Source organism: Paenibacillus sp. JNU01 (genome assembly GCF_059130585.1).
Window position 1 is genome coordinate 945,268 of sequence record NZ_CP169723.1, and the last position, 24,643, is coordinate 969,910.

At 38.3% G+C, this 24,643-nt stretch carries 21 protein-coding genes; 4 read left to right on the top strand and 17 right to left on the bottom strand.

Annotation, left to right across the window (positions count from 1 at the left end):
- Positions 1–51: 51 nt before the first annotated feature.
- The 9 genes from NLBNIHML_RS03810 to NLBNIHML_RS03850 all read right to left on the bottom strand — a co-directional run bounded on the left by NLBNIHML_RS03810 (position 52) and on the right by NLBNIHML_RS03850 (position 8,335).
- Positions 52–1,044, bottom strand: coding sequence for a stage II sporulation protein P (locus NLBNIHML_RS03810; RefSeq protein ID WP_175395188.1), 993 nt, complete (start codon positions 1,042–1,044; stop codon positions 52–54).
- Between the two features lie 361 nt (positions 1,045–1,405).
- Positions 1,406–1,963 carry a YdhK family protein gene (locus tag NLBNIHML_RS03815; RefSeq protein WP_175395189.1) on the bottom strand — a complete coding sequence of 186 codons (558 nt, stop codon included), beginning with the start codon at positions 1,961–1,963 and terminating at the stop codon, positions 1,406–1,408.
- 416 nt (positions 1,964–2,379) lie between these two features.
- Positions 2,380–2,823 (bottom strand): protein-tyrosine phosphatase family protein, encoded by a 444-nt coding sequence (locus tag NLBNIHML_RS03820; RefSeq protein WP_175395190.1) that lies wholly within the window; start codon positions 2,821–2,823, stop codon positions 2,380–2,382.
- Between the two features lies 1 nt (position 2,824).
- Complete coding sequence (gene arsC, locus NLBNIHML_RS03825; RefSeq protein WP_175395191.1) at positions 2,825–3,250, bottom strand: arsenate reductase (thioredoxin); 426 nt, start codon at positions 3,248–3,250, stop codon at positions 2,825–2,827.
- Between the two features lie 2 nt (positions 3,251–3,252).
- Positions 3,253–4,704, bottom strand: coding sequence for an arsenic transporter (locus tag NLBNIHML_RS03830; protein WP_472477795.1), 1,452 nt, complete (start codon positions 4,702–4,704; stop codon positions 3,253–3,255).
- Complete coding sequence (locus NLBNIHML_RS03835; protein ID WP_175395193.1) at positions 4,701–5,030, bottom strand: ArsR/SmtB family transcription factor; 330 nt, start codon at positions 5,028–5,030, stop codon at positions 4,701–4,703. Before NLBNIHML_RS03835 ends, NLBNIHML_RS03830 begins: the two co-directional genes overlap by 4 nt.
- A gap of 293 nt (positions 5,031–5,323) precedes the next feature.
- Positions 5,324–6,361, bottom strand: coding sequence for a flavin-containing monooxygenase (locus NLBNIHML_RS03840; protein WP_175395194.1), 1,038 nt, complete (start codon positions 6,359–6,361; stop codon positions 5,324–5,326).
- A gap of 88 nt (positions 6,362–6,449) precedes the next feature.
- Positions 6,450–7,838, bottom strand: a complete 1,389-nt coding sequence (locus NLBNIHML_RS03845; RefSeq protein WP_175395195.1) for an NAD(P)-binding domain-containing protein — start codon at positions 7,836–7,838, stop codon at positions 6,450–6,452.
- A 68-nt stretch (positions 7,839–7,906) separates the two neighbouring features.
- Positions 7,907–8,335 carry a MarR family winged helix-turn-helix transcriptional regulator gene (locus NLBNIHML_RS03850; RefSeq protein WP_029881702.1) on the bottom strand — a complete coding sequence of 143 codons (429 nt, stop codon included), beginning with the start codon at positions 8,333–8,335 and terminating at the stop codon, positions 7,907–7,909.
- A 159-nt stretch (positions 8,336–8,494) separates the two neighbouring features.
- Between NLBNIHML_RS03850 and NLBNIHML_RS03855 the strand changes: the two genes are divergently transcribed.
- On the top strand, positions 8,495–8,983 hold the full coding sequence (locus NLBNIHML_RS03855) for an arsinothricin resistance N-acetyltransferase ArsN1 family A (RefSeq protein WP_175395196.1): 489 nt from the start codon (positions 8,495–8,497) through the stop codon (positions 8,981–8,983).
- 184 nt (positions 8,984–9,167) lie between these two features.
- Here NLBNIHML_RS03855 and NLBNIHML_RS03860 read toward each other — a convergent pair whose 3' ends face one another.
- Together NLBNIHML_RS03860 and NLBNIHML_RS03865 are read right to left on the bottom strand one after the other, a co-directional pair.
- Positions 9,168–9,497, bottom strand: a complete 330-nt coding sequence (locus NLBNIHML_RS03860) for an ArsR/SmtB family transcription factor (RefSeq protein ID WP_443146625.1) — start codon at positions 9,495–9,497, stop codon at positions 9,168–9,170.
- Positions 9,498–9,772: 275 nt separating this feature from the next.
- Complete coding sequence (locus NLBNIHML_RS03865) at positions 9,773–12,427, bottom strand: heavy metal translocating P-type ATPase (protein WP_494353816.1); 2,655 nt, start codon at positions 12,425–12,427, stop codon at positions 9,773–9,775.
- A 204-nt stretch (positions 12,428–12,631) separates the two neighbouring features.
- Between NLBNIHML_RS03865 and NLBNIHML_RS03870 the strand changes: the two genes are divergently transcribed.
- Both NLBNIHML_RS03870 and NLBNIHML_RS03875 read left to right on the top strand, forming a co-directional pair.
- Entirely contained in the window at positions 12,632–13,672 is a 1,041-nt protein-coding gene (locus NLBNIHML_RS03870) for a flavin-containing monooxygenase (protein WP_494353817.1), read from the top strand.
- A 311-nt stretch (positions 13,673–13,983) separates the two neighbouring features.
- A complete protein-coding gene (locus NLBNIHML_RS03875) occupies positions 13,984–14,847 on the top strand; it encodes a cupredoxin domain-containing protein (protein ID WP_472477784.1) in 864 nt (287 codons plus the stop codon).
- 681 nt (positions 14,848–15,528) lie between these two features.
- Here NLBNIHML_RS03875 and NLBNIHML_RS03880 read toward each other — a convergent pair.
- Together NLBNIHML_RS03880 and NLBNIHML_RS03885 are read right to left on the bottom strand one after the other, a co-directional pair.
- Entirely contained in the window at positions 15,529–17,805 is a 2,277-nt protein-coding gene (locus NLBNIHML_RS03880; protein ID WP_494353818.1) for an AAA family ATPase, read from the bottom strand.
- A 130-nt stretch (positions 17,806–17,935) separates the two neighbouring features.
- Positions 17,936–18,295 carry a helix-turn-helix domain-containing protein gene (locus NLBNIHML_RS03885; RefSeq protein ID WP_175395201.1) on the bottom strand — a complete coding sequence of 120 codons (360 nt, stop codon included), beginning with the start codon at positions 18,293–18,295 and terminating at the stop codon, positions 17,936–17,938.
- Positions 18,296–18,438: 143 nt separating this feature from the next.
- Here NLBNIHML_RS03885 and NLBNIHML_RS03890 point away from each other — a divergent pair, with 143 nt between their 5' ends.
- Entirely contained in the window at positions 18,439–19,437 is a 999-nt protein-coding gene (locus tag NLBNIHML_RS03890; protein WP_494353819.1) for a DGQHR domain-containing protein, read from the top strand.
- Between the two features lie 53 nt (positions 19,438–19,490).
- On the opposite strand, the gene NLBNIHML_RS03895 is transcribed toward NLBNIHML_RS03890, so the two are convergent.
- The 4 genes from NLBNIHML_RS03895 to NLBNIHML_RS03910 are packed head-to-tail and all read right to left on the bottom strand — an operon-like array spanning position 19,491 to position 24,591.
- Complete coding sequence (locus NLBNIHML_RS03895; RefSeq protein ID WP_494353820.1) at positions 19,491–20,963, bottom strand: RING finger protein; 1,473 nt, start codon at positions 20,961–20,963, stop codon at positions 19,491–19,493.
- Positions 20,963–21,991: an ATP-binding protein gene (locus NLBNIHML_RS03900; RefSeq protein ID WP_175395204.1), complete on the bottom strand. Its 1,029-nt coding sequence runs from the start codon at positions 21,989–21,991 to the stop codon at positions 20,963–20,965. Before NLBNIHML_RS03900 ends, NLBNIHML_RS03895 begins: the two co-directional genes overlap by 1 nt.
- Complete coding sequence (locus tag NLBNIHML_RS03905; protein ID WP_175395205.1) at positions 21,951–23,945, bottom strand: TnsB C-terminal domain-containing protein; 1,995 nt, start codon at positions 23,943–23,945, stop codon at positions 21,951–21,953. Before NLBNIHML_RS03905 ends, NLBNIHML_RS03900 begins: the two co-directional genes overlap by 41 nt.
- Positions 23,938–24,591: a PDDEXK family nuclease gene (locus NLBNIHML_RS03910; protein WP_472477775.1), complete on the bottom strand. Its 654-nt coding sequence runs from the start codon at positions 24,589–24,591 to the stop codon at positions 23,938–23,940. Before NLBNIHML_RS03910 ends, NLBNIHML_RS03905 begins: the two co-directional genes overlap by 8 nt.
- Between the last annotated feature and the right edge of the window lie 52 nt (positions 24,592–24,643).

Below are 24,643 nucleotides of genomic sequence, written 5' to 3' on the forward strand. Positions count from 1 at the left end.
AATAAAAAAACCCAATCAGCAGAGCTAATTAGGGTGAGTGCATACTTACTGTTATGAGAGGGTTGAGCCATGGTCTTCATGCCAGATTTGATGGATTACATCGGCCAAGATCGAAATCGTTCTATAATTTTCTTCAAGTACATTTTCTACACCACCGATTTCGATCAGGGCACTAGATTCAGCAAGCGATTGGTTGTATTGTCCGTTACCGCTAGAATGATCTTTTGAGTATATCCCCTTTGATATTCCGGGTATTTTCTTGTTTAATTTATTCTGTAATTTGGTGGCAAACTCCATCGTTTCTTGCCAATTGGGATTTTCTTTTCCTACGACAAAATATAATTGTGCATAGTTAAGTTCATCAAACTCTATGGTCGTCTGATCTTTGGGTTGTGAATCACGATGGATATCAAAGACATAGTCAATGGATTTATGATTAGACAATTCTTGGCTCAATGTATCCTTCGAATAACTATACGATTTAGCGTAATCGAAGTTCTTAACTACACTTGGATAATCAGCAGTAGATTGAATCACATTCATCCCCTTTGCTGTTAGTTTTTTAGTGAGGTCCTCTCCTAGTAAGGTGACATTAATATTAGAGTCAAATGCTTCATCTGCAGAGGTTTTGCCTTGCAGCTCCGGCAACCAAGATTCACGGTTATGAGTATGATAAATAAGAATTTGTGGTTGTGTGGATCTAGAACCACTTTTTTGCTGGTCTTTGTTTTTCGTGACGGTTATATTATTTGGCTTCTTAGTCACATGCTCATGGTTTGTATTTTCATTTTTTGTTTTAGTCGTTGATTTGGTTATCTTATCTTTAGAAGCCTGATTATCCTTACTCAGTTTGGTTACTTCTTTAGATTTTATTCCGACTGTTTGATCTGAAGTAATGTTGTTCATCTTTACCTGGTTGCGTGGAGGTAGGCTTTCCTCTTCAGGAATGAAGTCAATGTACATAGGGATAACCTTCAAGGAAATTATGAAGGATGCTAGAAATGTAAAAACGACTAACTTACTCCTTCTTCTTCTACGTGCCATTTCGTTCCTCACTTCCTTTTCGTTTTGTCTCTACCATTTCTATTCGCTTTTTCATAGAATAGAACAAATGCCCTTCCCTTACCCGCAATAAAAATAGGAAGGCCTTTGAAAGCCTTCCTTTGGATTTATATATCGATCTTATTGAATTAATTGCCTGTTCTCGACCTCAATTTTTTTACTTTTTCTTTTCATGTGTATACCAACAATGGTTAGCGACTAAGAGGCTAGATCTTCTGAAAGATATTCTTTAATTTTTTGAGATTTTGAACACGACAGTCTATAAAGTATGTAGTTTAACTTCGCTACATATTGCAGCATAAGAAAGAATGACGTCATTACTGACGTCATTCATCATAAAGAGCTATTTTGTAGAAAGTTCACTCTCTACTAACCATTGGTGATTTTTAACCGGGTTTCCACCGGTTGCTGGTGTATAATCGACCATATAAACCGTTGTTCTCTCAGCTGAGTCAATAGTGGCCTCAGCACCCATCATGCCTTCCATATGATCAGCTTCAAGGGTAACCTTGTCCCCTTCTTTTAAGGGCTCACTGCCTGCATCTTTGATTTCTTCTTGAATAACCCACTTATGATCCGGTATTGGGTCTCCTCCAGTAGTCGGAGTAAAAGTTACTGTGTAGGCTACCGTATCATATGCGCCTACTACTGTTGCCTTTGCTCCGTTCATACCCTCCATGTGATCAGCTTGAATGACGACTTCGTCTCCAACTTTATAAGTAGGATTCTCCGCATCCTTTATACCCTCCGGAACCTCACCCGATCCTGAATGATCCATCTCACCCATATTCGAGTGCTCGCTTTCTGTAGCCGTGTTGGAATTGTTGCTGTTTTCCTTGTTCCCACAGGCACTCAACACCAATATAACTGCCAAGCTAAGTAAAACAAGTGATTTTTTCACTGCTTTCACGCACCTTTACTTTTATTTTTTTGTACTTATGGGTGGGTGTAATCGAGTCACTTTAACATTTTACCCAAAAACTTTGAAGATATTGTGAAGATACTCCGATTGATTTGAGCATTTTAACAACTTCTTTTCAAGAATGTACGCTGAGCAAATGCTAGGAACAAATTGCATTTCTAGTTTTTTGGTGATATTATCCCCTTGTTTAATTCAACTATCCTGGCCCGTTAGTTGAACAAAAACAGCCGATCACATTGATCAGCTGCTTTCTTTGTTGTATTGAACTAACGTTTCCCGGTAGTAGAACAAAAGCAGCTCACCCTCTTGGCCGACGGCCTCCTTGTTTTAGTGAGCTATCGTTCCCCGAAAGCAAAATCCGGACGATATTGTTTCCTAATTCGACTTTATCAAATCTATTTGGAATATATTTTTTGTAATAATTCCTTTTGCACAGGCTTAATATTGATGATATTTCTGATTTCTTTTGCCTTTGTTTCAGCATCATCAAGTGTACTTGCCAAACCTAGTTCTAATAGTATACCAGCTGCAACGGTCCCCGTTCTGCCCTTGCCTCCTCCACAGTGAAAGGCAACTTTCTTGCCGGCGTTATGAGCTCCAACAACCTCATCAATTGCATGTTTAAAAAGCTCGGCTTCATTTTCTTTTGTATTGTCATCAAGCGGAACTTTCACCCACTTCACATGATCCGCAGGATACGCGCACTCTGTTGCTTCTTCCCGCAGATCCACCACGACTTCAATGCCTTCGTTAAGAACCATTGCCTCAACGTCTGCCGCTCCGCCCATAAAGATTTTGTCAGCAATGAGTGCATGGTACTTTTTCTCGGCATGATTCATTTTACTTACCCTCTTTCAAGAATTGCTCTATACGAGCTTTGATTGAATCACGGACATCAGCGAATGTAGCTGTGATTTCTTCCTCCGTACCTGTCGCCTTTGCTGGATCATCGAAGCCCCAATGCCATCTTTCAGCCTTGTCATTACGTACAACGGGACAATTATCATTGGCATGACCGCAAAGCGTGATGATGTAATCTGCTTGTTTTAAAATCTCAGGATCAATTACATCCGATGTATGATTTGAAATATCAATTCCAGCTTCTTTCATGGTTTGAACAGCACGGGGATTTAAGCCGTGAGCTTCTAGACCAGCACTTCTCACCTCGTATTTATCACTTCCAAGTGCTTTCAAAAATCCATCGGCGATTTGGCTTCTGCAAGAGTTTCCTGTACACAAAAAGTAAACAAGTGGTTTGTTGTTCATGTTTATTGATCTCCTTTATCTTCGGTTTGGCTAACTTTTACTAGTTCATTTTGAAATTTCGCTTTGCCCATTTTTGTGTTAATCAAAGCTTTTACCAACATAGCGATAACAATTAATACTACAGTGATAACCGCAATGATTAACCAAACATTTACGCTTGTTGCATGGATCAAATGAAGCCACAAATATAGTCCTGTCAATGTGATAAAGAGCGTTGGGATAGTGAGCACAATCCCAATTTTAAAATAACTCCCCCATGTGATTTTTACATCCTTACGGGACAGTACGTGTAACCATAATAGTGTTGCAAGCGAGCCGATCGGTGTGATTTTTGGACCCAAGTCACTGCCGATAATATTGGCATAAATCAGTGATTCTCGAATCACACCTTGCGTATTGGTCGCATCAATAGCTAGCGCATCGATCATCACTGTGGGCATATTGTTCATGACCGAAGACAATATCGCAGCTAGGAATCCCATGCCGATTGTGGAGATGTAGAGCCCCTTGTCGGCAATGGCTTGAATGACTTTCCCAAGTTCATCCGTTAATCCCACGTTTCGTAGTCCATAAACTACGACGTACATACCAATTGAGAAAATCACGACTGCCCATGGAGCCCCTTTAATGAGCTTCCACGTTTGTATTGCCTGACTGCGGCGTGCAGCCAAAATAAACAAGATTGCAATAATCCCAGCGATGACAGACACCGGAACTTGAATGAACTCGCTCATCAGGTACGCGACAAGAAGCACGGCTAAAATCACCCAAGAGAATTTGAACAGCTTCTTGTCTTTGATTGCATCAACTGGCGTTTTGAGCTGACTGACTTCGTAGTTCCCTGGAATACTTTTTCTAAAAAACAAGAACAAGACCAGAAGACTCGCTAATATTGAGAAGAAATTAGGGATAATCATCCGACTTGCATACTCCACAAAACCAATACCAAAGTAATCAGCAGAAACGATATTGACGAGGTTGCTGACTATAAGTGGGAGCGAAGTTGTATCTGCAATAAAACCACTTGCAATAATAAAAGGCAAAATCATCTTTTGATCAAACTTGAGCGCTCGAACCATGGCAAGCACAATAGGCGTTAATATCAGTGCGGCACCGTCATTCGCAAAGAACGCTGCTACCCCTGCACCAAGTAGCACAACATAAACGAACATCAGCTTACCATTGCCTCTTGCGAGCCTTGCCATGTGTAGAGCAGCCCATTCAAAAAAACCGATCTCATCTAAAATAAGTGAAATCAGAATAATGGCTACAAAAGCAAGCGTGGCATTCCATACAATTCCTGTAACCGTACCCACATCGGATAGACTTACGACCCCAAATAGGAGAGCGAGAACAGCTCCAGCAGATGCTGACCACCCAATATTAAGTCCCTTAGGTTGCCAAATCACAAAAGTGAGTGTAAGCAAAAAGATTAAAATTGCAATGAGTGTCATGCTTCCTCCTCAGGACCACAGCAGTTTTTCAATCCTGCTATGTTGTCTTTCATGGAAGGCAGGTACGGATACACACATTGAACATATGCTTTCGCTTCAGGATTAAGGGAGTAGTAAACCCACTGCCCTTTTTTCTTTTCATTAAGAAAACCAGCTGCCTTCAGTTTTCGAAGGTGCTGACTGGCGTTTGGTTGAGACATCCCAATAATGTCTGTGATATCACATACGCAAAGTTCCTGTTCCTGAAGTAGCGCAATAATGGTCAACCGCGTTTTATCAGCTAATAACTTATATGCCTCAGCCATTTCCTGAATTTTTTGTTCCATATGTACCTCCCCTGTGATTATCTTCGTTGGCTTCATTTAATGATATAATCATATAATAAACCAATTATATAATCAATTGCGAATATATATAAAATTATATAAAATTCAATTCACGAAAAAGCCGGTAATAAAATTACCGACTTTAACGTCGCTATCTTTGCTCTCGAACTAAAAATACACATTTTGACTTAATGAAAGAGTGACCGTCTTCCATCTTTAATATCCTTCGTCTGATACTCAATGACTCCCCTTCATTTTAGTTCACAGCTTATACCATTTCTAAATCCAATACCTCACAATTTTTTCGCAAGCGCTAGGACCGCTTTCTTCGCATCTTCCCCTGCACCTCGAATCGTCGCCGAAGCAAATGATGTCTGCCAGGGTATACCTACAAAATGAATATTTTCATCGATTTGTTTTAAGGGGTTACCCAGGGAATCAAGAACATTCAATCCGTTAAGATATTCAAAATTTGGAATATAACCTGTAGCAAAAATAACGGCATCCACATCTTCACGAGCATCATCTGACCACACTACACCTTTTTCCGTAAAAGCTTTAAACATATTTTTAGTGTCTGGCCTATTTTTATCAATTGCATCTTTATAAAAACCATTATCAAGGACACCTTCACTGTTTTTCTGCAGTAAGCGTTTACCCCAAGTCGATTGATCGAGTCTAAGTATGGTTAGCCAAAAATGAATATCTTTCCCCGCAATGACCTGCGGCTTAAATTTGATCGGACTTCTGGATGCAATTGTTACATGGGCCGCCCGGGCAAGTTCAACGGCTATTTGGACAGCTGAATTCCCTCCGCCCACAACAACGATGCGTTTGTTTTTAAACTCTGCCTCATTTCGATAGTCTTTGGCATGAAGCATTTCCCCCTTAAATTGATCCATCCCTGGAATGTCTGGAATACGAGGATTTACAAATGCCCCACTTGCGCAAATGATGGACCGTGTAAGAAACTTTTCTCCGCTCAAGGTATGGACCGTATAGATATTGCCTTCCTTATCCCCCTTGATTACTTCTTGCCCTGAGTATATTGGAAACTTAAATGTAGCCGCATAGGAAATTAAGTATTGAACAACCTCATCTCTGCGCGGATAATAATTTGCACCGCCTGGAAATATAAGTCCTGGCAATGAGGAGTACGCTGCGGGTGAGAACAACGTTAAGCTATCATAATAATTTGCCCATGATCCTAAATGTTCTTCACTTTTTTCGAGTAGAATAAAGCTCCGTCTAGCTTGCTGTAAGTAATATGCTGCTGCCAAACCTGATTGACCACCGCCAATGACAATGCAATCATAAATAATGTTTTCCATTTTGCCCTCCTTCTATAAAAAAGCTACTGCATCACGTTAAGGATGTAGTAGCTTTGAATTCTTGTTTATCCGTAGCAAGAATTTGATCCTACCTTTCCGATTTTGAAGGAGAGCAGCAATTCGTAGAGGCTTCCTCCACTTGTACGGGTTCACAGCAGCTATCTGCACCACTAGCACCAAGACTGCAAACACCTGTCTCCGGCAGTTCCAGCTCTACTTTTTGTGCTGAATCCATATCTCCCACTAAAGCCGCTACAATGGATCTGACTTGCTCGTATCCCGTCGCCATTAAGAAGGTTGGTGCTCTTCCATAACTTTTAGCACCAACGATATAAAAGTCCTTTTCAGGTTGACGTAGTTCCTTTTCGCCATGAGGTCTAACTGTACCGCAGCTGTGTATATTGGGATCAATTAATGGCGCGAGCTCATAAACGCAGTCTAAACTGGGGTCCATTAATACCCGCACTTCGCGGACAATCGATAAGTCAGGACGAGAACCTGTATTACCTACGATTTCATCAATATGATCAATAACCACTTTTACATTTCGAATGGCTCCGGAAACCTGTATTTTTCCACCTTGTTGTTTAAGTTCTTCAATATGGAATGCCGTCATGACTTTTACTGTACCGGATTCAACCACCTTTTGAATTCGGGTACCCAGTTCTCCTCTTGCCTGTAGCCCATCTAATTCTCGACCGCCATACACATCTTCAATATTTGCCTTACGAATTGCCCAAACAATTTCAGTTCCCGATTCCTCTTTTTGAAGCTCTGCAAGTTCAAGCAAAGTGTTGATCGCAGAATGTCCGCTTCCTACAACAAGAACTTTCTTGCCTTTATAACGATTTTTCTCTTTCCCTAATACAGCAGGAATACCGTATGAAATGTGGCTTTCAAGCGCTTTTTCTTCTTCTGAAAAAATACCGTCTGAACGAAGCGGGTTTGGATTGGACCATGTTCCAGAAGCATCGATAACTGCCCGCGCCTCATAAATAAACGGGGATCCGTTTTGTTCAACATGGATAACAAACGGAAGTTTCTCGCGTCCACTTGTTTTCACTTTGCTTAACCCTTTACGACTGATCGCAGTAACTTTCGTATTCAAATGCATGTATGGACTTACTTCAGGTAGTGCAGCCAAGGGTTTTAGATAATGCTCAACAATCTCCTTACCCGTTGGGATGGTTTCGTTTTGAGGAGCGACCCAATTCGTGGAAAGCAGCAATTCTTTAGCAGCTTTATCGATGTTATATTCCCAAGGTGAGAACAGACGTACATGTTCCCATTTTCTAATGTTTGCTCCCACTTCATCTCCGGATTCAAACAACATAAATGGCTCACCTTTTGAAATGAGTTGTGCTGCTGCCGCAAGACCAACCGGTCCAGCTCCAATGATCGCTACAGGTAATTGGTTTGTTTCTTTTACGGGTGATTCGCAGCAGTTCACTTGGTTAACAGGGATACTTTTAAACATTATATTTTCCTCCTCAAAATTACTTGCATTTTACAAGTATTATATGAAGCAAATGGGATAACAAATTATTATCCCAGTGGTGTACAGCATACGCTGGATTTCGCCATACTCTCGTTTAGCAGTTTGACCGCATTAATCACCATATCACGTTCAAACTCAGACATATGCGAAAAAACTTCTTTTAAATAATCATTCATCTGCTCATCAATGACAGTAGCGACAAATTTACCTTGTGTAGTCAAGGATAATATGTAAATCCGCCGATCTTCTGGTAATGGCGTTTTTTGAACCAATCCCAACTTCACGAGACTTTGAACCTGACGGCTAAACGTTGTGATGTCAATGGAAAGTGCATCTGCCACCTGCTGAATGGAGGGATTATGTTTACGATCAATTTCATAAATGATATGACTTTGAACGAGTGAAATATCCAACCCTCCTGCGGTGCAGCAGTTTTTATCCAATAATCCAAAACGCCGTGTCATGATCTGAAACATCACTCTTAAGTTGTTTTCCAATTCCCTCACCTCTTGTTATAGTTATACCCTTATTATTTGCAAAACGCAAATGTTTTTTTGTTTTATTCTTTGCCCTTCCCATTTCGAATTACAGTATGATATATAAACATGTAAAAAACAAACGTAGGAGTGATCATCATGGTAATAATACGACAAGCTACCGAAGGGGATCTGGGTAGCATTTTGACTATCTACAACCAAGGTATCGAAGACCGCATTGCCACGCTAGAAACCGAGTTAAAAGACGAGGTGTATATGTATGAATGGTTTAAAAAACACCAGCGACGCTACACCGTACTCGTCGCTGAAGTGAACCAATGTGTTATCGGATGGGCATCCATTAATGTCTACAATCCTAGAAGCGCTTATGACGGTGTCGGTGACCTTTCGATTTATATTCATCGTGATCACCGCGGCAAAGGGATAGGCAAACAGTTGCTTGGGAAATTAGAGAAAATCGGTATGCAGCATAACTTCTATAAGTTTGTTCTTTTCACCTTTCCATTTAATACGCTTGGGCAGAGCTTGTATCATAGAGCCGGATACCGAGAGGTAGGTGTATTTCAGAATCATGGCTTTCTAGAGGGGAATTTTGTAGATGTGATGGCAATGGAGAAATTACTTTAAGCATCGTATCGTATATGTATTGTTTGTCATAATTGGTCTTCTAAGAAAACCTTCGAATTATTAGAGTACAATTCAGTAAAAATTGCACCTCGGTAAATAATCCTGCTACCAGCGACAAGAAGCCGATTTCTGAAGGAATCAGCTTCTTAGGTTATTTTCTGTCAAAAGTACATGACAGTTAAATTTATAGGTTCAACGCTTCATTTCTATCGCATGAGGCTACTTCATTCTCCACTTGTGCATACACATCATCCATGACTTGCAATAGGTTCCTGATCTGTTCATTTCTTAAGGAATAATAGATGTACTTTCCTTCCTGTCTGCTTATGATAATTCCACATCCTTTTAAACAGGCGAGATGCTGCGAAATGTTGGATTGGTTGCCCCCAAGCTCTTCTACAATTTGCGAAACCGTTTTTTCTTTCTGATGTATGGAATCTAGAATTAGCAACCTCGTTTTGTCGCTGAATCCTCTCAGAAACTTGGCTTTTACCTCACAGCCGGTTGTATTCAATTTTTATCCCCCCAAACCTTACACTATTGATACTAATTTAAATTTAGCATGTTGCCATAGAAGATTCAATTCAACCGTTGTACTTCAAGGTTTAAGGCTTATGAGCTTCAAACAACTACTCGTGGAATTCGGAAAGTACAGGGTTGTTCTGGGAGTAGTCATATATGATTTATCCTACTCCCCGCAATAACGCACTCAGTAACGTAGCAATGATCAATTTTCGCGAATGCTGTTTGTTTCAGAAATTAACCTCGTCTCTAAATAACGTTCAGATCTTAGCTTCTCATTCGCAACAATCTCATGCTGTTCAAAATCACCAGCAATGCCGCTCCTGTGTCACTCATCACGGCTGCCCATAAGGTTAACCAGCCAGGGAAAATGAAAGAAAGAGCAACGACTTTTACTAACAGCGAAAACCAGATGTTTTGCTTAATAATTCGAAGCGCTTTGCGGCTCAGTTTCATCGTATGAGGAAGTTTTTCCAGATTATCGGCCATCAGGACGATGTCTGCTGTTTCCATGGCCGTATCCGTGCCGGCTCCTCCCATTGCAATGCCCAAGTTGGCTGTAGCCAGCGCAGGAGCATCATTGATCCCATCTCCTACCATGGCCACGAGCTTGCCTTCTTTTTGAAGCTGCTCCACTGCGGAAACCTTCTCTTCCGGAAGCAATTCGGCGAAATAACGATCAAGTCCAGCTTCCCTTGCGATTTTGCGTGCCGTGCCCTCATTGTCTCCGGTAAGCATCACGACTTGCTCGATGCCCGATTGTTTCAGCGCCTGCATCGTGGTTATTGTAGTCTCCCGAATTGCATCAGACACGGCTATCATGCCGAGCAGATTGGATTGCGTACCGACAAGGATCAAGGTGTTTCCTTCCTGTTGGAGTCGGGAAGCCTGCTCTTCCAGGTGCACCATCGGTACGCCCATTTCTTGAAATAGCTTTGGATTACCAGCGAAATATTCGGTGCCTTGAATGGTTGCATACGCACCTTTACCCACGAGAGCTCCGTATTGTTCACCTTGGAGCGGGGATAGTTCCCGCTGCTTCGCGTACTCCACGATGGCTGATGCGATTGGATGTTGCGAATGCTCTTCAATCGTTAACGCAATGCGAAGTAATTCTTCTTCGGAGACCTTTTGCGTAAATAACACAGATACCTGGGGTTTACCCACAGTCAGTGTTCCTGTTTTATCAAAGGCAATCGCCTTGATCGAACCGGCAACCTCTAGGAACGTTCCGCCTTTGATCAGCACGCCGTTTTTGGCTGCGTTCCCGATGGCAGACACGATGGCGACCGGTGTGGAGATGACCAATGCACAAGGACAGGCCACGACAAGCAACTCAAGCCCCCGGTAGAACCAATCGCCCCAAGTGCCCCATCCAAACATAGGAGGGATTACCATGATTAAAAGAGCGATAGCAAATGTAATCGGGGTATAAATTCGTGCAAAACGGTCTACGAAGGCTTGCGAAGGGGCTTTTTTCTCTTGTGCTTCCTCCACCAGATGAATGATTCTCGCAATCGTGGTATCTTTCACCAATTTTGTGACGCTTACCTCAAGAGAACCACTTTCGTTTACCGAGCCTGCATAAACAATACTTCTAGGTTCCTTCTCTACAGGGATGGATTCACCGGTAATTGGAGCCTGATTGACCACAGAGTGCCCTCTTGTAACTTCACCGTCCAACGGTATTTTTTCACCCGGCTTGATGACGATGACATCCCCGATATGAATGTCTTCTACGGGTGTGCGCACCAATTGTTGCCCTTGTTTGACCCATGCTTCCGGAGGAGCCAAGTTCATTAGACCACGAATGGATTTTCTTGTTTTTTCGATCGCTCTATTCTGCAGGGTGTTCCCTAACGAGAACAGGAAAACGACCGTGGCGCCTTCGAACCATTCGCCAATCAGTGCGGCGCCCACAGCCGCAACGGTCATCAATACGTTCATGTCGAGTGAAACGCTTCGTACTGCATAATAGGCACTTCGGGCAGGTTTGTATCCACCTATAACGATAGCCAGAGCATAGAGCAATGTGATGAGCATTTCCGACACATTGCCGTACGAGCCCACAAATCCCATAACCAAAAATATGCCGGAGTACAAGGTTGCTGGTATTGGCTTCTTCGATTTCTCTTCCACCGTATCAGATGAAGACCGACTATTGGTAGGCAACAACGCCTTGAACCCCGCTTTGGATACCTCTTCCTTCACTTTATCATTCGTTAAATCATGATCGATCCGCATCTTCCCCGTCGAGAAGTTTACGTTAACTTCACGGACTTCAGGAAACCTGAGCATATGTTTCTCCAAGGTGACGGCACAAGCCCCGCAATCCATGCCTTCAATGACATAGGTCTGACCGGTTTGTATCGGAGTAATCGGTTCAATGGAATACCCCAATTTTTTAACTTGTGATTCAATTCGATTTCCGATGGATGGATCGGAGACGGCAACACTCATCTTGGCCGTGCTGAAATTCACTTGAACCTCTCCTGTACCTTCCATGCGGGAGATGCTCTTTTGAATCGTTTCCGCACAAGAAGAACAATCCATGCCCAGAACCCGATATTGAAGCATCTGTCCTGTAACTAATTTCAAATCGGACTCAGAGACCCTTGGAACGGAAGCTACAGAGCTGGAACAACAAGAGTCTTCTTTGCTTTTTTCTTGCCCCGCACTGCAATAGTCTTTTTCATCCGCACAGCAGTCACTTTTTTTCGTTGGTTTGGAAGTTACCGTGAACTGAATCTGCTGTTTAAACGTAGTGCCTGGTTTGACGCTGGGTTGAATGGAATCGGTGCAGGAATGGCTTGAACAACAACTTTCCTGCTGAACTTTTTGTTGTGGCTCAGGTTGTTTTGCTGATGAGTTGCATCCTTCCGTTTCAGAACAACAGGAATTCGGATGATTTTGTTCAGACATGGCCAATCACTCCGTTTCTTTACTTCACATCATTGTACGGTAAAGTATTGCATTATATATTAGTTTCTATTAATATGTTAATCATATTAGCATCCACTAATGTATACGTCAATGCTCAACCACATCTTTGTTCTTAGGTGTAGATTACCTTCATTCAGTTATGTAATAAGAGATTGAAATAAATGGACTTTAAGGGAGAGAGCCATGATAGAACGATACGATGTCATTGTTATTGGTGCGGGACAGGCTGGTCTTGCTGCATCATATTTTTTAAAGAATCGAAACCTTCGGTTTTTATTGATTGACAAGTCTAATCGCATAGGGGAATCATGGAGACAACGTTATGATAGTTTAACATTGTTTACACCAAGATCGTACAGTTCGCTACCAGGCTTGCCGCTAGAAGGTGATCCGAACGGATATGCAACCAAGGACGAAATTTCGACTTACTTGGAGAAATATGCTACTACCTTTACATTGCCAATTCAGCTATCTACGGAAGTCATTTCGCTTGAAGCAGCCGAGCAAAGTTTCGATATAAATACAACCAAGGGGATGTTAAAAGCAACAAATGTCATTGTAGCCACGGGCCCGTTTCAGTCACCTTACATACCTTTAGCTACTGATCAATTCCATGAAAGCGTATTTCAGATTCACACTTCGGCGTACTCCCATCCCAAACGATTGAACAAAGGAACTGTTATCGTCATTGGTGCCGGAAATTCAGGAGCACAAATTGCGGTGGAGTTGGCCAAGGAGCGGGACGTTTTTTTATCCGTTGGCCGTCCATTACACTTCATGCCTTTGCAAGTCATGGGAACGAGCATTTTTTCTTGGTTCAGAAGATTGGGGATTATGAATGTCAGTGCTGAAAGCAAATTGAGCAAGTTTATTCAAAAGAAAGCCGACCCTATTTTCGGTATAGACCTAAAAAAGATGATCCGTAATAAAAAAATCAAACTTGTACCACGGGCGGTTCAAGTTATGGATCGACATGTACAGTTCGAAGATGGCAGCAAATTGCAGGTTGATAATGTGATATGGGCTACCGGTTTTCGTACAGACTACACCTGGATCAAAGAAAAAACGCTATTTAATGAAAAAGGCGGGGTGCGGCATCAAAGAGGCGTGAGTGATGTTCAGGGGTTGTTTTTTCTAGGAATCCCTTGGCAGTCATCCAGAGGATCGGCTCTGATCGGAGGCGTTGGAGCAGATGCGGAGTATATTGTGAGCCAAATAAAATAAACAAAAAGCCTTCGCCCATGTTTTATAGCCGGCCCAATATCGGGCCGGCTTATGATTTGCTACTACACATTCTTCGAATAATCCTTATCGCTCATCAAACATCTTGATTTTTCGCTTACAGACCAATTTCGCCATAAATGTATGAACAATTATTGAATTATTGAAATTTGATCTATTGTAATTTCAATAATTGCACTACAATTCGTAGTACAGAACTATATAAAATTTTATATATTATTAGATCGATCTTTACATTGAATAGAAACTACATTCACTCTATCTCAGTCACCAGATGTTAAGGGGGTAAAAATGTGATATTAACCATATTAAGCATAGTTATGATTGTATTATTCACTGGATACATTGGTTTAGTTGCCTATAAACGAAAAGAGAAACTTGCAGGTATGGCTGGTATGATGATTGCAATGACCGTTGGTATGATATCTAGTCTTGCACTCGGTTTTCAATTAGGCCTAGTGTTTCAACACAGTTTAGAAGTCCCATCAATAATCGCCATTTTGTTTGGTTTGGGAGCGGGATACTTCATTGGAAAACCTGTAAGCTTAATGGCTGCTTTGGATGGGATGCTTGCAGGAATTATGGGTGGATTGATGGGCGCAATGCTCGGGGCCATGGTGGGTTTTTCCTATATGATGGTATTATTTATTGACATCCTTTTTATTTTTATTATGAGCGTTGTTCTCCAATTGGCCAATCAAGAAACGGGCCAAACTCATGAAACCAAGAAAAATGGTATTAGTTTACCATTTATTTGGGGTGTACTTATGGTTGCTTTTGGAACCGTTTCGATCGGGATATTACTGTTTTTCCAGTTATACGATAACCAAACCTCTGCGATTCAATCACAAGACTCACAATCAAGCGATCAAAGTACCCTTCAAGAAAATGTAGGGTATCAAATCGTTTCAGTCGATGTAACAGCTAAGGGTTTCAGCCATGAAAATATAAAGATAAAAGCGGGTGTTCCAACAAAAATAAATTTCATAAAACACTCAGGTTATACTTGTATAAGAAGCGTTGAATCTACTGATTTAGGATTAGATGTGTATCTCGAAAAGGGAGATAACTTCGTGACTTTAAATGACTTGAAGCCTGGAACGTATCAATTCAATTGTGGCATGTACATGTATTATGGAACGATCACGGTTACGTAATATCTTCAGCTTATTTCTGGTTTCATCATGAAATGAATTTACCTTCACTAAAAACTCTCCCAAAAGAGAGTTTTTTTCATCCAAACCCATACAATGTGATGTTCAATGTCATATTAACAACTTCTTTCCAAGAAAGTACGCTGAGCATATGCTATGTGCTAGGAACAAATTGCACCTCTTTTTTTTGGTGAGATTATACCCTTGTTCAATTGAACTATCCTGCCCGTTAGCTTAATGATTAACGGGTGGAAACCGATTAGTTATATACCTAATCAGCAATCGGATCATGTTCTTGCCCATTACGGTAATCTGTACAAGTTCTTGTCCTTGGCTTGGGACAAGAACTTGTACAGATAAAATAAAAAAGCCGCTAAAATAGCGACCTTGAATGGAACAATAATTCCTGAGACAGCAGACGAACCGCCTCTTTCTTCGATTCTTCGCTATATCGATTAAAGGTTTGGACTTTCTTCACTGGAGTTTGAGCTCATTGTAACATGTCCTCTTTTTACACTGTCTACTAACAGGGGATAATACCATTATGAAGGCATTTTTTATTCACTAATTAGTTCACGCTTTTACTTATATTGTGAGTTAAGGTCAATTAGCTACCTAATAGCAATATACCCATAAGGTAACCTTTATATGCGTTTTTTCGTTGATAAATACGGAAAGCATTTCTTACTCGGAAATTACACTTGCAACTTCCTGTACTCCAGATAAGATCTCCTTCATACTTTGTTTGGAATCCTCGATTTTGTCTTCAGGAGAGACTGGTTCAACATTTTCCTTCATCATCATGGAATAATGAGCAGAATGACCATTCTTTATGAAAATCTCTTTAAACACAACAAGGTATTTTTGAATTAAATCTGTATTATTTTCTACATACAAATCTTCGCTAATGAAATGAGAACCATCATTAACCCAAGATATTAGGGAGCGGCAGATCATTCTTTCCTCGTGATCAAACTTATCTTCAAGTACATCAAGACTTATACCACCGTAAAATTTAAAATAGTTTTCTAGTATTCTCCTCATACTATTTTGGATAGAGACAAAACTGATATTATCTGAATATTTAAGTTCTTTCCATAGGAGTTCATAAGAAGTACTTATAGGGTTTTCCTCAAAATATTTTACTGATGAAATATTGTTATCTTTCCTTATTATCCAATAAGTCCCTTCTCCAAACCTTTTGGAGCCTTTGTTAAAAGTTATTTCTTTATGAAAGTATATATTATGAGTTAATATAAATAACTGTTTAATATCTGACTTCCCACTATTAACATCAAACATGATTTCACGCACTAAACTGCTCACCATAAAGAGAACACTACTATCTAAGCTAGATATTGGGTCATCTATTACAACAACTTTATTTGTAGTTATTTTACTGATGTCGTTACTACCTTTTAATAATTGATAAAAATAGAGAAAAGTAATAAATGTTTTCTCTCCTTCGCTTAGTGTATCTTTTACATCTTCACCATTCTCACGGATGATTTTATAATTTCCTTCCTCGGCAGCAGCTGCTAACTTAAAGTTTTTAAAGCCAAAAGAATTTAAGTATTTATTTATTTCATTTACCGAGTGTTCGACGCTTGTTATCTGTTGTTGATTTATAGCCAGTTCTTTTTCATGAGAGATTTTATACTCGATTTTTTTTGATATAGAATTTTCAATTCCTCTGATCATCTTATCTTTATCTGCTATAATATTATCAAAAATTTTCAAGTCTTCGCTTATTTGATCTGCTATGTATAACCAGATTTCCGCTGATAATTTTTCTCGCTCAAGCTTTATATTCTCCATACGTTTGTTATGGTGTTCGATTTTTATTACTGATGCTGTTATTGAAATGTTTAGTAATTGAACTAATTCTGAAATTTCAACCAATTCAATGCTTCTGCTTGGCTCTTTGATTTTCTGTTTTAAAAGTAATTTATTTTCTTCATGTTTTGATTCAATTAAACGTAATGTTGAAATTATTTCCTCAAGATCTACAAAAGTATTATTGGAGTGAACATTACAAAACGATTTGATTTTAGAGATAATTTCTTCTGTGTGCAACAAATAATTTTCAGAGGAATTTCCAAGTGTTTCAATATTTTGTTCATATGTATCATCGAAATATAAATTTATTTGTTCTGTAAAGTAATCTGGAAGTAATTGCTGACAAAATGGACAAATCCCATCTGTATCATGGATTTTTAGTATTCCTTGTTTAACCCAATCGCTTATTCCTAATTTTGTTATAAGCCTTGCGATGTCTACATCTTCTTTTCCAATAATTTTATTTTTAAAAATTGGATCGCTTTCAAAAGTATTATCATAATTGATTAGTGTAGGCATTGCTACTAGCTCGACCTTTCCATTATATAAACCTTCCTTAAGAATCTTAATTTCCTCCAAAGTTCTTATACTGGTTGTGGAATTTATTAGTTTTGATTCCTCTATACATTTTTGCATGAATTTCTCTTTAGAATTTCTATACCCCTCAATTAACTCTTTAAAATCCGGATCAATGCTTTTCTTTAGCCTCCAGCACTTTTCCTTAAACTCATCGACAATAACCGCTCTGTCGTGACTTTTTTCTCCTAGTAGTATTCTTTTCTTTCTGATCTCTTCATCATGCTTAATAATATTTCCCTTTAACTCGTCAATCTTTGTTTGTAATTCTACAGATTCCTTGCCAAGTGTGAAAATACCCTTAATGGAATTACTTAAGAAGTTCTCATTTACGAAATTACGATTATAAACGCATGTGGTCATTGGGTTGCCTTTCCACTCCATAGAACAACTTGGGAAATTTACGGGATTTCGAATAAACTCTGATAATGTTGTCTTGCCAGATCCATTATTTCCAAAGATGAAGTTGACATTTTTAAGATTTTCTAGTTTAACGCCAAAATTATTATAAGATGCGATTTCTTTTAATCTAATTTTCTCTATCATTTGATTATTTACACCTCTTGGACAATAATTTTTTAGAAATATAGGAAATAGAAAACAAGTTTTTCCTTTAGAAATAAAAACTAATTAAACCTGAATTAACTGCTTTAAAGAACATAACTAAAGAACAGATTTAACTAGAAATTTTCAATTTATCAATTGTTTTAAGAAGATCATAAATAAAGTTCTCAACTATTCTAATTTCTTCAATATTTCTTTGTGAAAGAACCTCGTTAATTCTGTCTAAGATTTCAAACATCTCTTTGTTTGGTAGTTCATTTTCAAAATGACGGAATAATTCTGCTGGTGTAACATCTAAAGCTTCAATTAGTTTCTGCAGGGTCTCCAAAGAAATGTTTCTCTCCCCTTTTTCAATCCCACCAATATAAGGCTGTGGGAGATCTACTTGTTCACCTAAGTTCGCTTGGGTCAATCCTTTTGATTTTCTTAACGATTTTATTCGCTCACCTACGAAAGCACTGATTTTTATCATAAGTACAATCACCTCTCTTTTAAGAGTAGGTGTACTTATGTATGAAATAAATATACTCAAACTATATATTACCATTAGTAATTATATATTTTAAGATATATATTTTATTTAGATATAATAAAAATTCTATAGGAGTGTACTTAATGAGACAATTACCTCATCAAATAGTTATAGAAAATGTAGTTCAAACTAAAATGAGGGGAAAAATCGCTTATCAAAGCGCGTTTCCATCCTCAATTGCTGTGGATTTAACCTATGTTAAACCATATAACGACCCATCTGGAAAAGGATATCAACGGCCAGTTGATCAAAAACGTGTTGATGAATTTGCTTTATACCTTTCTAAAGGGGATAACGCATTATTCACACCGATTCTATTGAATGCATCTGGTATGTGGGAATTCACAGCGTATGATTCTAGTAGACCAATGTTTGGAAGATTATTCTGCAAGAATAAAGCATCTTTAATGGATGGACAGCACCGGCTAGGTGGTATAAAACGTTATACGAAGGAAACACAATCAGAAATAAATGTTCCCTTCATGGTGTTTCATTATTTAGATGACGATGAAGAAATTCAATTCTTTGATATAATTAATACAAAAGCCAAAGGGCTAGGTACTTCTTTAAGTAAGTTTTTGAAAAGAGAAAACGACGAGCTAAGCTGGATGTCTACTGAGCTGTTGATATTAAACGATAGTCCTTTCTATCATATTGGTAGCATCACAGGTAAACGTAGTAAAGGAAGACATATTACTCTTCAGAATCTTTATCGTATGTTAAAGTATTTTTTCAAAGACACTGGAGTTACTAACTTATCAAAACACGAAAAGGTAGATATAGTTCTTGTATTTTTTAATATAATGCGTCAAGAATATCCTCATGAATGGTTAAACTATAAAGAATACAAACTTACTCACATCGTATGTTTGGATGCATTAGCAATGGCAGCATCCAAAATGCTATTCCACTGTAAAAAAGAAAACTCAACACAAATAGACCATCAAGAATTTATTAAGTCAGTGAAACGCTTAAAAAATATTGATTGGTCTATATATGGTCCTTTTAAATATTTAAAAGGTATTTCAAGTTCTAAGACTTTAGCTATAGAATTATTCGATATTATGAATTTAGAAAAATAAAATTAAAAGATCTAGGTATAGGTTATGAAACAGTTTCCTATACCTTTATGAACTCACTTGTTATTTGAAAATGGGCACGCGAGCTCATTATACTCTCTTTTATCGTCCCACCAATGAAATTCAAGTTCTTCATTACTCTCATTTGAGAAAACAGCAATAAATAGAGGATACTTATCTTCAAATTGAGGAACTGCTGGCATAATTCCTTCTGAAATGAATTCTTTAGAATGTTGAAGCCAGTTATCAAACCACTTTAGCAAAAATTGAACCAAGATTCGATTTAACAACCATTTCGTGGCCGCTCGACTACTCAAGGTAATATCATCTATCTGATTATTCCATTGATCATATAGGTCATAGAGAAAGTAAGCACTTGAGGGAAACTCAAAGATAGGTTTATTAAGACGTTTTGGACGCCCCATATTATCGACTAATGAGAAATGATCAAAATTTTGAATGGTTCTACGCCAAGCTATATACGCATAAGCATAACTACAAATTGGTCCACGCCCTTTGAAATTTTTCAATTCATATAGACAAGATTTATGTTCAGCTAAGATGGTTTGCCTTATATGCTTGGAGACACCAGCAATAATCCGTTTGTAGTTTTGGTAAAATTCTTTCTGCAATATATCAAATCTAGCCTTTTTGATATAAAATTCATTTAGGTTTGAGAAATCACCTTTCTTTGAATATTTGAATGCAAATTTTTTCTCTTCAAAACTTCTTATTGTTTTAATACTTTTACTACTCTCTACAAAGTTATGGCCTGGAATATTGTTCGCTTTATTTGTAACAGTTAAAAAGTTTATTAATGAATTTGGATGTTTTTCAAAATCAGTTTGAGGGATAAAGTACATTTTTTTAAGCCTGGACTTCTGATGATTTGTTAGTGTTAGCCATTGAAGAAGCTCAGGTGGAAGTGTATTGTAATGTTCTTGGGGTTGATTCCAAGAATCATAAAAAAGTTGATCCTGGTTTATTTGACAATATTCATGACCACAACTACATATGAATGGGGAATCAAACATTTTGTTGGATAATGAATAGTCATATTCCGAGCCACATTCTGGACAACATTGTATGAGTTTTTTATTGTGGAATGGACAATGATGCAATAGTTTGAACTGATGAAATATTGAGTGATAACCTTGCTCTAAACATTGAACACAAAAGTACAATTTTTCTCTTAAATAAACACTTTCCCATGGACTAACTACACCCAATAAATGGTCTTGAGGTAAAACCCTTATTAGTTCATCTAAATTTTTACGATTTCTTTGAACTAGGTCAATACCAAATACGTCTTTAATTAACTGTTCATTTAAAGAGAACATTTTAACTAAATCATAATGGCTAGGTCTAATAACACGAAGATTTTCCACCTCATCTATTCCAAACTTTCTAATAATATCTAAATCCAGAACTTCATTAGCAATTTTAAATTTTTCGAATATACTCCAAGGCGATTCATAAGGCTTTATCCAATTTGCTCTCCATGTATAAACATCTTTAGGCGGGCTCATCAATCTGGACCTCTATAAATTTCTGCTTCTATATACCCTGAGCTTTTGATTGCTCTTTTCCATAGGGCTTGATTCAGACTCTCTACATCATTTCCTTCACACCCATATTTTTTCAAAGCAAATTCTATTGTTCTAGTTACATACTGCATAGGAATTTCGAATGACTTGCTGATCCCAGCTTCTTGTCTCAATGAAACAAAAACATCAAAAAGTTGTTTTGAATAATTACTCAGCCTGAATTCTTCCTTCTCAAAGCTTTCAGGAAAATAATATCTCGTGAACGACCACGCAGAATCGTATGGGTAAAAAGCCCCCTCATCGTAACAAAGCAAACACTCATTTAAATCGTCCTCTGATCTAATTCCATGAAATTTGTATGGCTCCACCATAAATCTTCCAATGATTTGATACTTTTCTTCTTCAAAAAAGACAGATCTTTGATTAAGTAGTTCGTTCTGGCCGACTAAAAATACAGTTAGATTTATCCCATAACGATCCAATTCATTAGAAATATCCATTAACCAGCCATATTGAATTTCATGAAGCCTCTGTGCATCATCTAAAAAAAAGACAGTTCGATTTTGTCCAGCAGCATCCGCTTGTTCAATAAGAAATTTCAATAACCTCTCCCGCTTAAGAACAGCATTTCTTGAAGAGTAGAATCCATGTCCTATATCCTTTAATATTTCCGTAAAAAAAACATCTTCATTTGGTTTTGTATGCTCACGACATAACAAATTGTACATAGGCAATTTTTCGAAATCCATAGGTAATGCCTTCATTAGATAAGCAATGGCACGGGTTTTTCCTAGACGTGGTCTACCATGGACAACTGTTCCGGGTAATCGGTCTTCAATACTTTCCTTCACCCTTGCATAAAGATTGTTAATTTCATTGGTAGGGATATCGTATTTACCAGTTTCAACAGGATGAGCTCCTTTAGGCAGAAGTGGGCGTTTTAAACTTGGAGGAGAATTTTGTTCTTTTTCAGTAGATAATAGCTCTTCTAAATTTCCTTGAATCTCCATGTTTATCCTCCTCTGTCGGTTTTACTATTTTTTTAGGATTCGCGGAAATCGTATTATTTGAATTAACTTCAGTTTGGCAAACTTCACCTGGCAAACTAGGCTGATCTATATGATCATCTTGCTCAAGTGAGACATCTTTATTTCTTTCTTGATTTCTGGATAGTTCGTATGCTTTTCCAGCCTTTCTACTGCTCGTTTTTGCTCCTTCTCCTAGAAATTTTTGATAAACTTCTATAGGGTTTTCTGAAGAAGAATAACGTATTAGCTTTTTTCGCTTAAGCCTAAATATCTCTCTACGAACCTGTAAGGTATGCGGTGTAATGCCCCACTTTCCTGCTGCTTTTAGTTTTCCTAGTTCGGAACCATCAGGTAGAAATGCTCTTATTACTCGTAGGTCATCCACATTAACAAAAATATCGACTTTTTTTCCAATTAAACCAGGTGAACGAGAAAGCAATGAGCTTGTGTACCTAACATTTTCATATTGAATATATGGACGTCGACCATGCTTAACGTCACCTTTGATTTCACGTGTTGTTTGTAAAGATAAAAAAGCTACTTCGTTCCTCTGCTCCTCTGGTAGTTGGTTTACAGAAAAATTTTGAAGCCGACTTTTCATTGTTTCAAGTGGCGTCATAAAGTTCACTCCTTCATGCTCGGTACCGTTGTAGTCTGCAATCATGACATCAACCAATTCCTCAACATGCTGTACAGTTATACGATGCTTCTTAGCTAATTTAGAAGGATTCGCCCTTCTCGGATCCTTTGAATTGCTACCTGTTGTACTAGGTAATCTGTGAAATCCATTTTCTTCAAAAATACCGAACCATCTTTCGATATGAGCTCTTTTAATAGGAAAACCAACTTTCCCAGGATTCACTCTACACTTCACAACTTGTTTTAATCTGTCTTTGACTATAGTGGCCAAGTTAGCCTTTGCCTGATCATAAAGAATTTCATCCCATATTGCCCACTGAGTTTCTTCAATGATCGTAGAGGGATACCCTCCGTCAGTTGGATATTGCAATCCTGGGATTGTCAAAATTTTAGGTACCCAAGGTACAACACTATTACGAATACAATGTAAAACATCGGTTGAAGAATATTCACGGTTAAAACTCAAATAGTGTCCCAAAATGGTCCGAGTACCTACATCAAAGATAACAAGTAACCAAATTCTATCTATAACGGTATAGATATCATCACCTTCAGGAGTCTTTAGAACTAAAACAGCATGTAGATCAATTTTATGGCCATCAAACTGTACTTGCTCATAGGGTCTTATGATCTGTCTGTACACTTCATCAGAACCAGTGCTCTTGATTAACTTGGATATATCCTGACCGTATCGACCTGAGGCTTTATTGATATCGTGGTCTTCTAAAGTTTTAAGATAAGAGTATAGACTTCGCCTTGCCACTTCCTTTGTATTAAACGGATAATCATTGGGTGCTTTCAAACCAACTTTCCTACATTCCTTTACCATTGCTCTGTGAATGTCTTTACCTCTTGTAACAGGATCTGAGACAGAGCGTGATTTTTTTCTGTAATACAACCGATGAATTTCATCACGGATAGTAGGATATGTTTCAAGTAAGAGTTCAAAAGATCCGTTCATACCAGATGATTCAAATTCAGCATTTGGAAGATTTTCACGCTTATAAACGGTTATTCTTTTGTTAGGTATAAGGGCCCTGTATCCCCATGGAGCCTTTTGAGCATCGAGTGCAAGACATCTTTTCACCAATCGGGCCACTTCGTTACGATGCAGTCCTGTCTTATCTTCTATTTCAAAATGAGAATGATCAGCAAAATACATTTCTACGGCTTTCTTTCTCTTCTCATAAACAATTTGATTATGTTTGGATAATTTATCGATGTTAACTGTAGACCACTGTGATAAGTCAATAGCATGACCTAATTCAGTGTTCTCTATTAATTTTCTTTTACTCATCGATCCACACCTCCAATTTTGGACCTATTGGAGCTCTATCTAAACTACTTTTAATAAATCCTTTATAAATCATCCAGCAAACGCCTTCAGTTACTCGTAAAAAAGGAATCTTACTATCTAAGCTAGCTTTTAATTCCTGTATAGTTATTTTTTTCAGACTAAGTATTTGAGAGATTAGATGTATGTCTGTATCAATTGGATGCAGCCTATTAGACACTATTGAGATAAGAAGTTTCTTGTTGGAGAGAAGAAGAGGGTTAGAGCGAATTTCTTGATCATTTACAACACAATGTTTAATATTTTTTTCTTTACACCATTGTTCTTCTATTAACAACTGATTTTTTAATTTTCCATTTTTTGACGTCTCTACTTTTGAAAATCTAACTTTGATGATTGCTTCGGTGTTATCTTGATATTTCACCCAATAACTAGGTACGGAGGTGATAATTTTACTTGTGAAAGAGGATTCAATTAAAATTGGTCTTTCACAATACGATAGAATTCTAGGATCTGTTTCAATAAAGAGCCAGTAATCGTATTCTAGATCACCCAGAAGGGTGACATCTCGCTTAAGTTTAGGACTGTAGGCTTCCCAGTACCCAACTCCTGTTTTTTCTGACTTAGTTAATGGGATTGGACTATACATAAATCACCCCTTGAAATTAATTCCAATATTTATTGAAAATAGATTAACCTAT

Bases quoted from the DNA above. Each gene is read 5' to 3' on its own strand.
- NLBNIHML_RS03810 (WP_175395188.1), bottom strand. From the start codon at position 1,044: ATGGCACGTAGAAGAAGAAGGAGTAAGTTAGTCGTTTTTACATTTCTA.
- NLBNIHML_RS03820 (WP_175395190.1), bottom strand. From the start codon at position 2,823: ATGAATCATGCCGAGAAAAAGTACCATGCACTCATTGCTGACAAAATC.
- arsC (WP_175395191.1), bottom strand. From the start codon at position 3,250: ATGAACAACAAACCACTTGTTTACTTTTTGTGTACAGGAAACTCTTGC.
- NLBNIHML_RS03830 (WP_472477795.1), bottom strand. From the start codon at position 4,704: ATGACACTCATTGCAATTTTAATCTTTTTGCTTACACTCACTTTTGTG.
- NLBNIHML_RS03835 (WP_175395193.1), bottom strand. From the start codon at position 5,030: ATGGAACAAAAAATTCAGGAAATGGCTGAGGCATATAAGTTATTAGCT.
- NLBNIHML_RS03840 (WP_175395194.1), bottom strand. From the start codon at position 6,361: ATGGAAAACATTATTTATGATTGCATTGTCATTGGCGGTGGTCAATCA.
- NLBNIHML_RS03845 (WP_175395195.1), bottom strand. From the start codon at position 7,838: ATGTTTAAAAGTATCCCTGTTAACCAAGTGAACTGCTGCGAATCACCC.
- NLBNIHML_RS03850 (WP_029881702.1), bottom strand. From the start codon at position 8,335: ATGTTTCAGATCATGACACGGCGTTTTGGATTATTGGATAAAAACTGC.
- NLBNIHML_RS03855 (WP_175395196.1), top strand. From the start codon at position 8,495: ATGGTAATAATACGACAAGCTACCGAAGGGGATCTGGGTAGCATTTTG.
- NLBNIHML_RS03865 (WP_494353816.1), bottom strand. From the start codon at position 12,427: ATGTCTGAACAAAATCATCCGAATTCCTGTTGTTCTGAAACGGAAGGA.
- NLBNIHML_RS03870 (WP_494353817.1), top strand. From the start codon at position 12,632: ATGATAGAACGATACGATGTCATTGTTATTGGTGCGGGACAGGCTGGT.
- NLBNIHML_RS03880 (WP_494353818.1), bottom strand. From the start codon at position 17,805: ATGATAGAGAAAATTAGATTAAAAGAAATCGCATCTTATAATAATTTT.
- NLBNIHML_RS03885 (WP_175395201.1), bottom strand. From the start codon at position 18,295: ATGATAAAAATCAGTGCTTTCGTAGGTGAGCGAATAAAATCGTTAAGA.
- NLBNIHML_RS03890 (WP_494353819.1), top strand. From the start codon at position 18,439: ATGAGACAATTACCTCATCAAATAGTTATAGAAAATGTAGTTCAAACT.
- NLBNIHML_RS03895 (WP_494353820.1), bottom strand. From the start codon at position 20,963: ATGAGCCCGCCTAAAGATGTTTATACATGGAGAGCAAATTGGATAAAG.
- NLBNIHML_RS03900 (WP_175395204.1), bottom strand. From the start codon at position 21,991: ATGGAGATTCAAGGAAATTTAGAAGAGCTATTATCTACTGAAAAAGAA.
- NLBNIHML_RS03905 (WP_175395205.1), bottom strand. From the start codon at position 23,945: ATGAGTAAAAGAAAATTAATAGAGAACACTGAATTAGGTCATGCTATT.
- NLBNIHML_RS03910 (WP_472477775.1), bottom strand. From the start codon at position 24,591: ATGTATAGTCCAATCCCATTAACTAAGTCAGAAAAAACAGGAGTTGGG.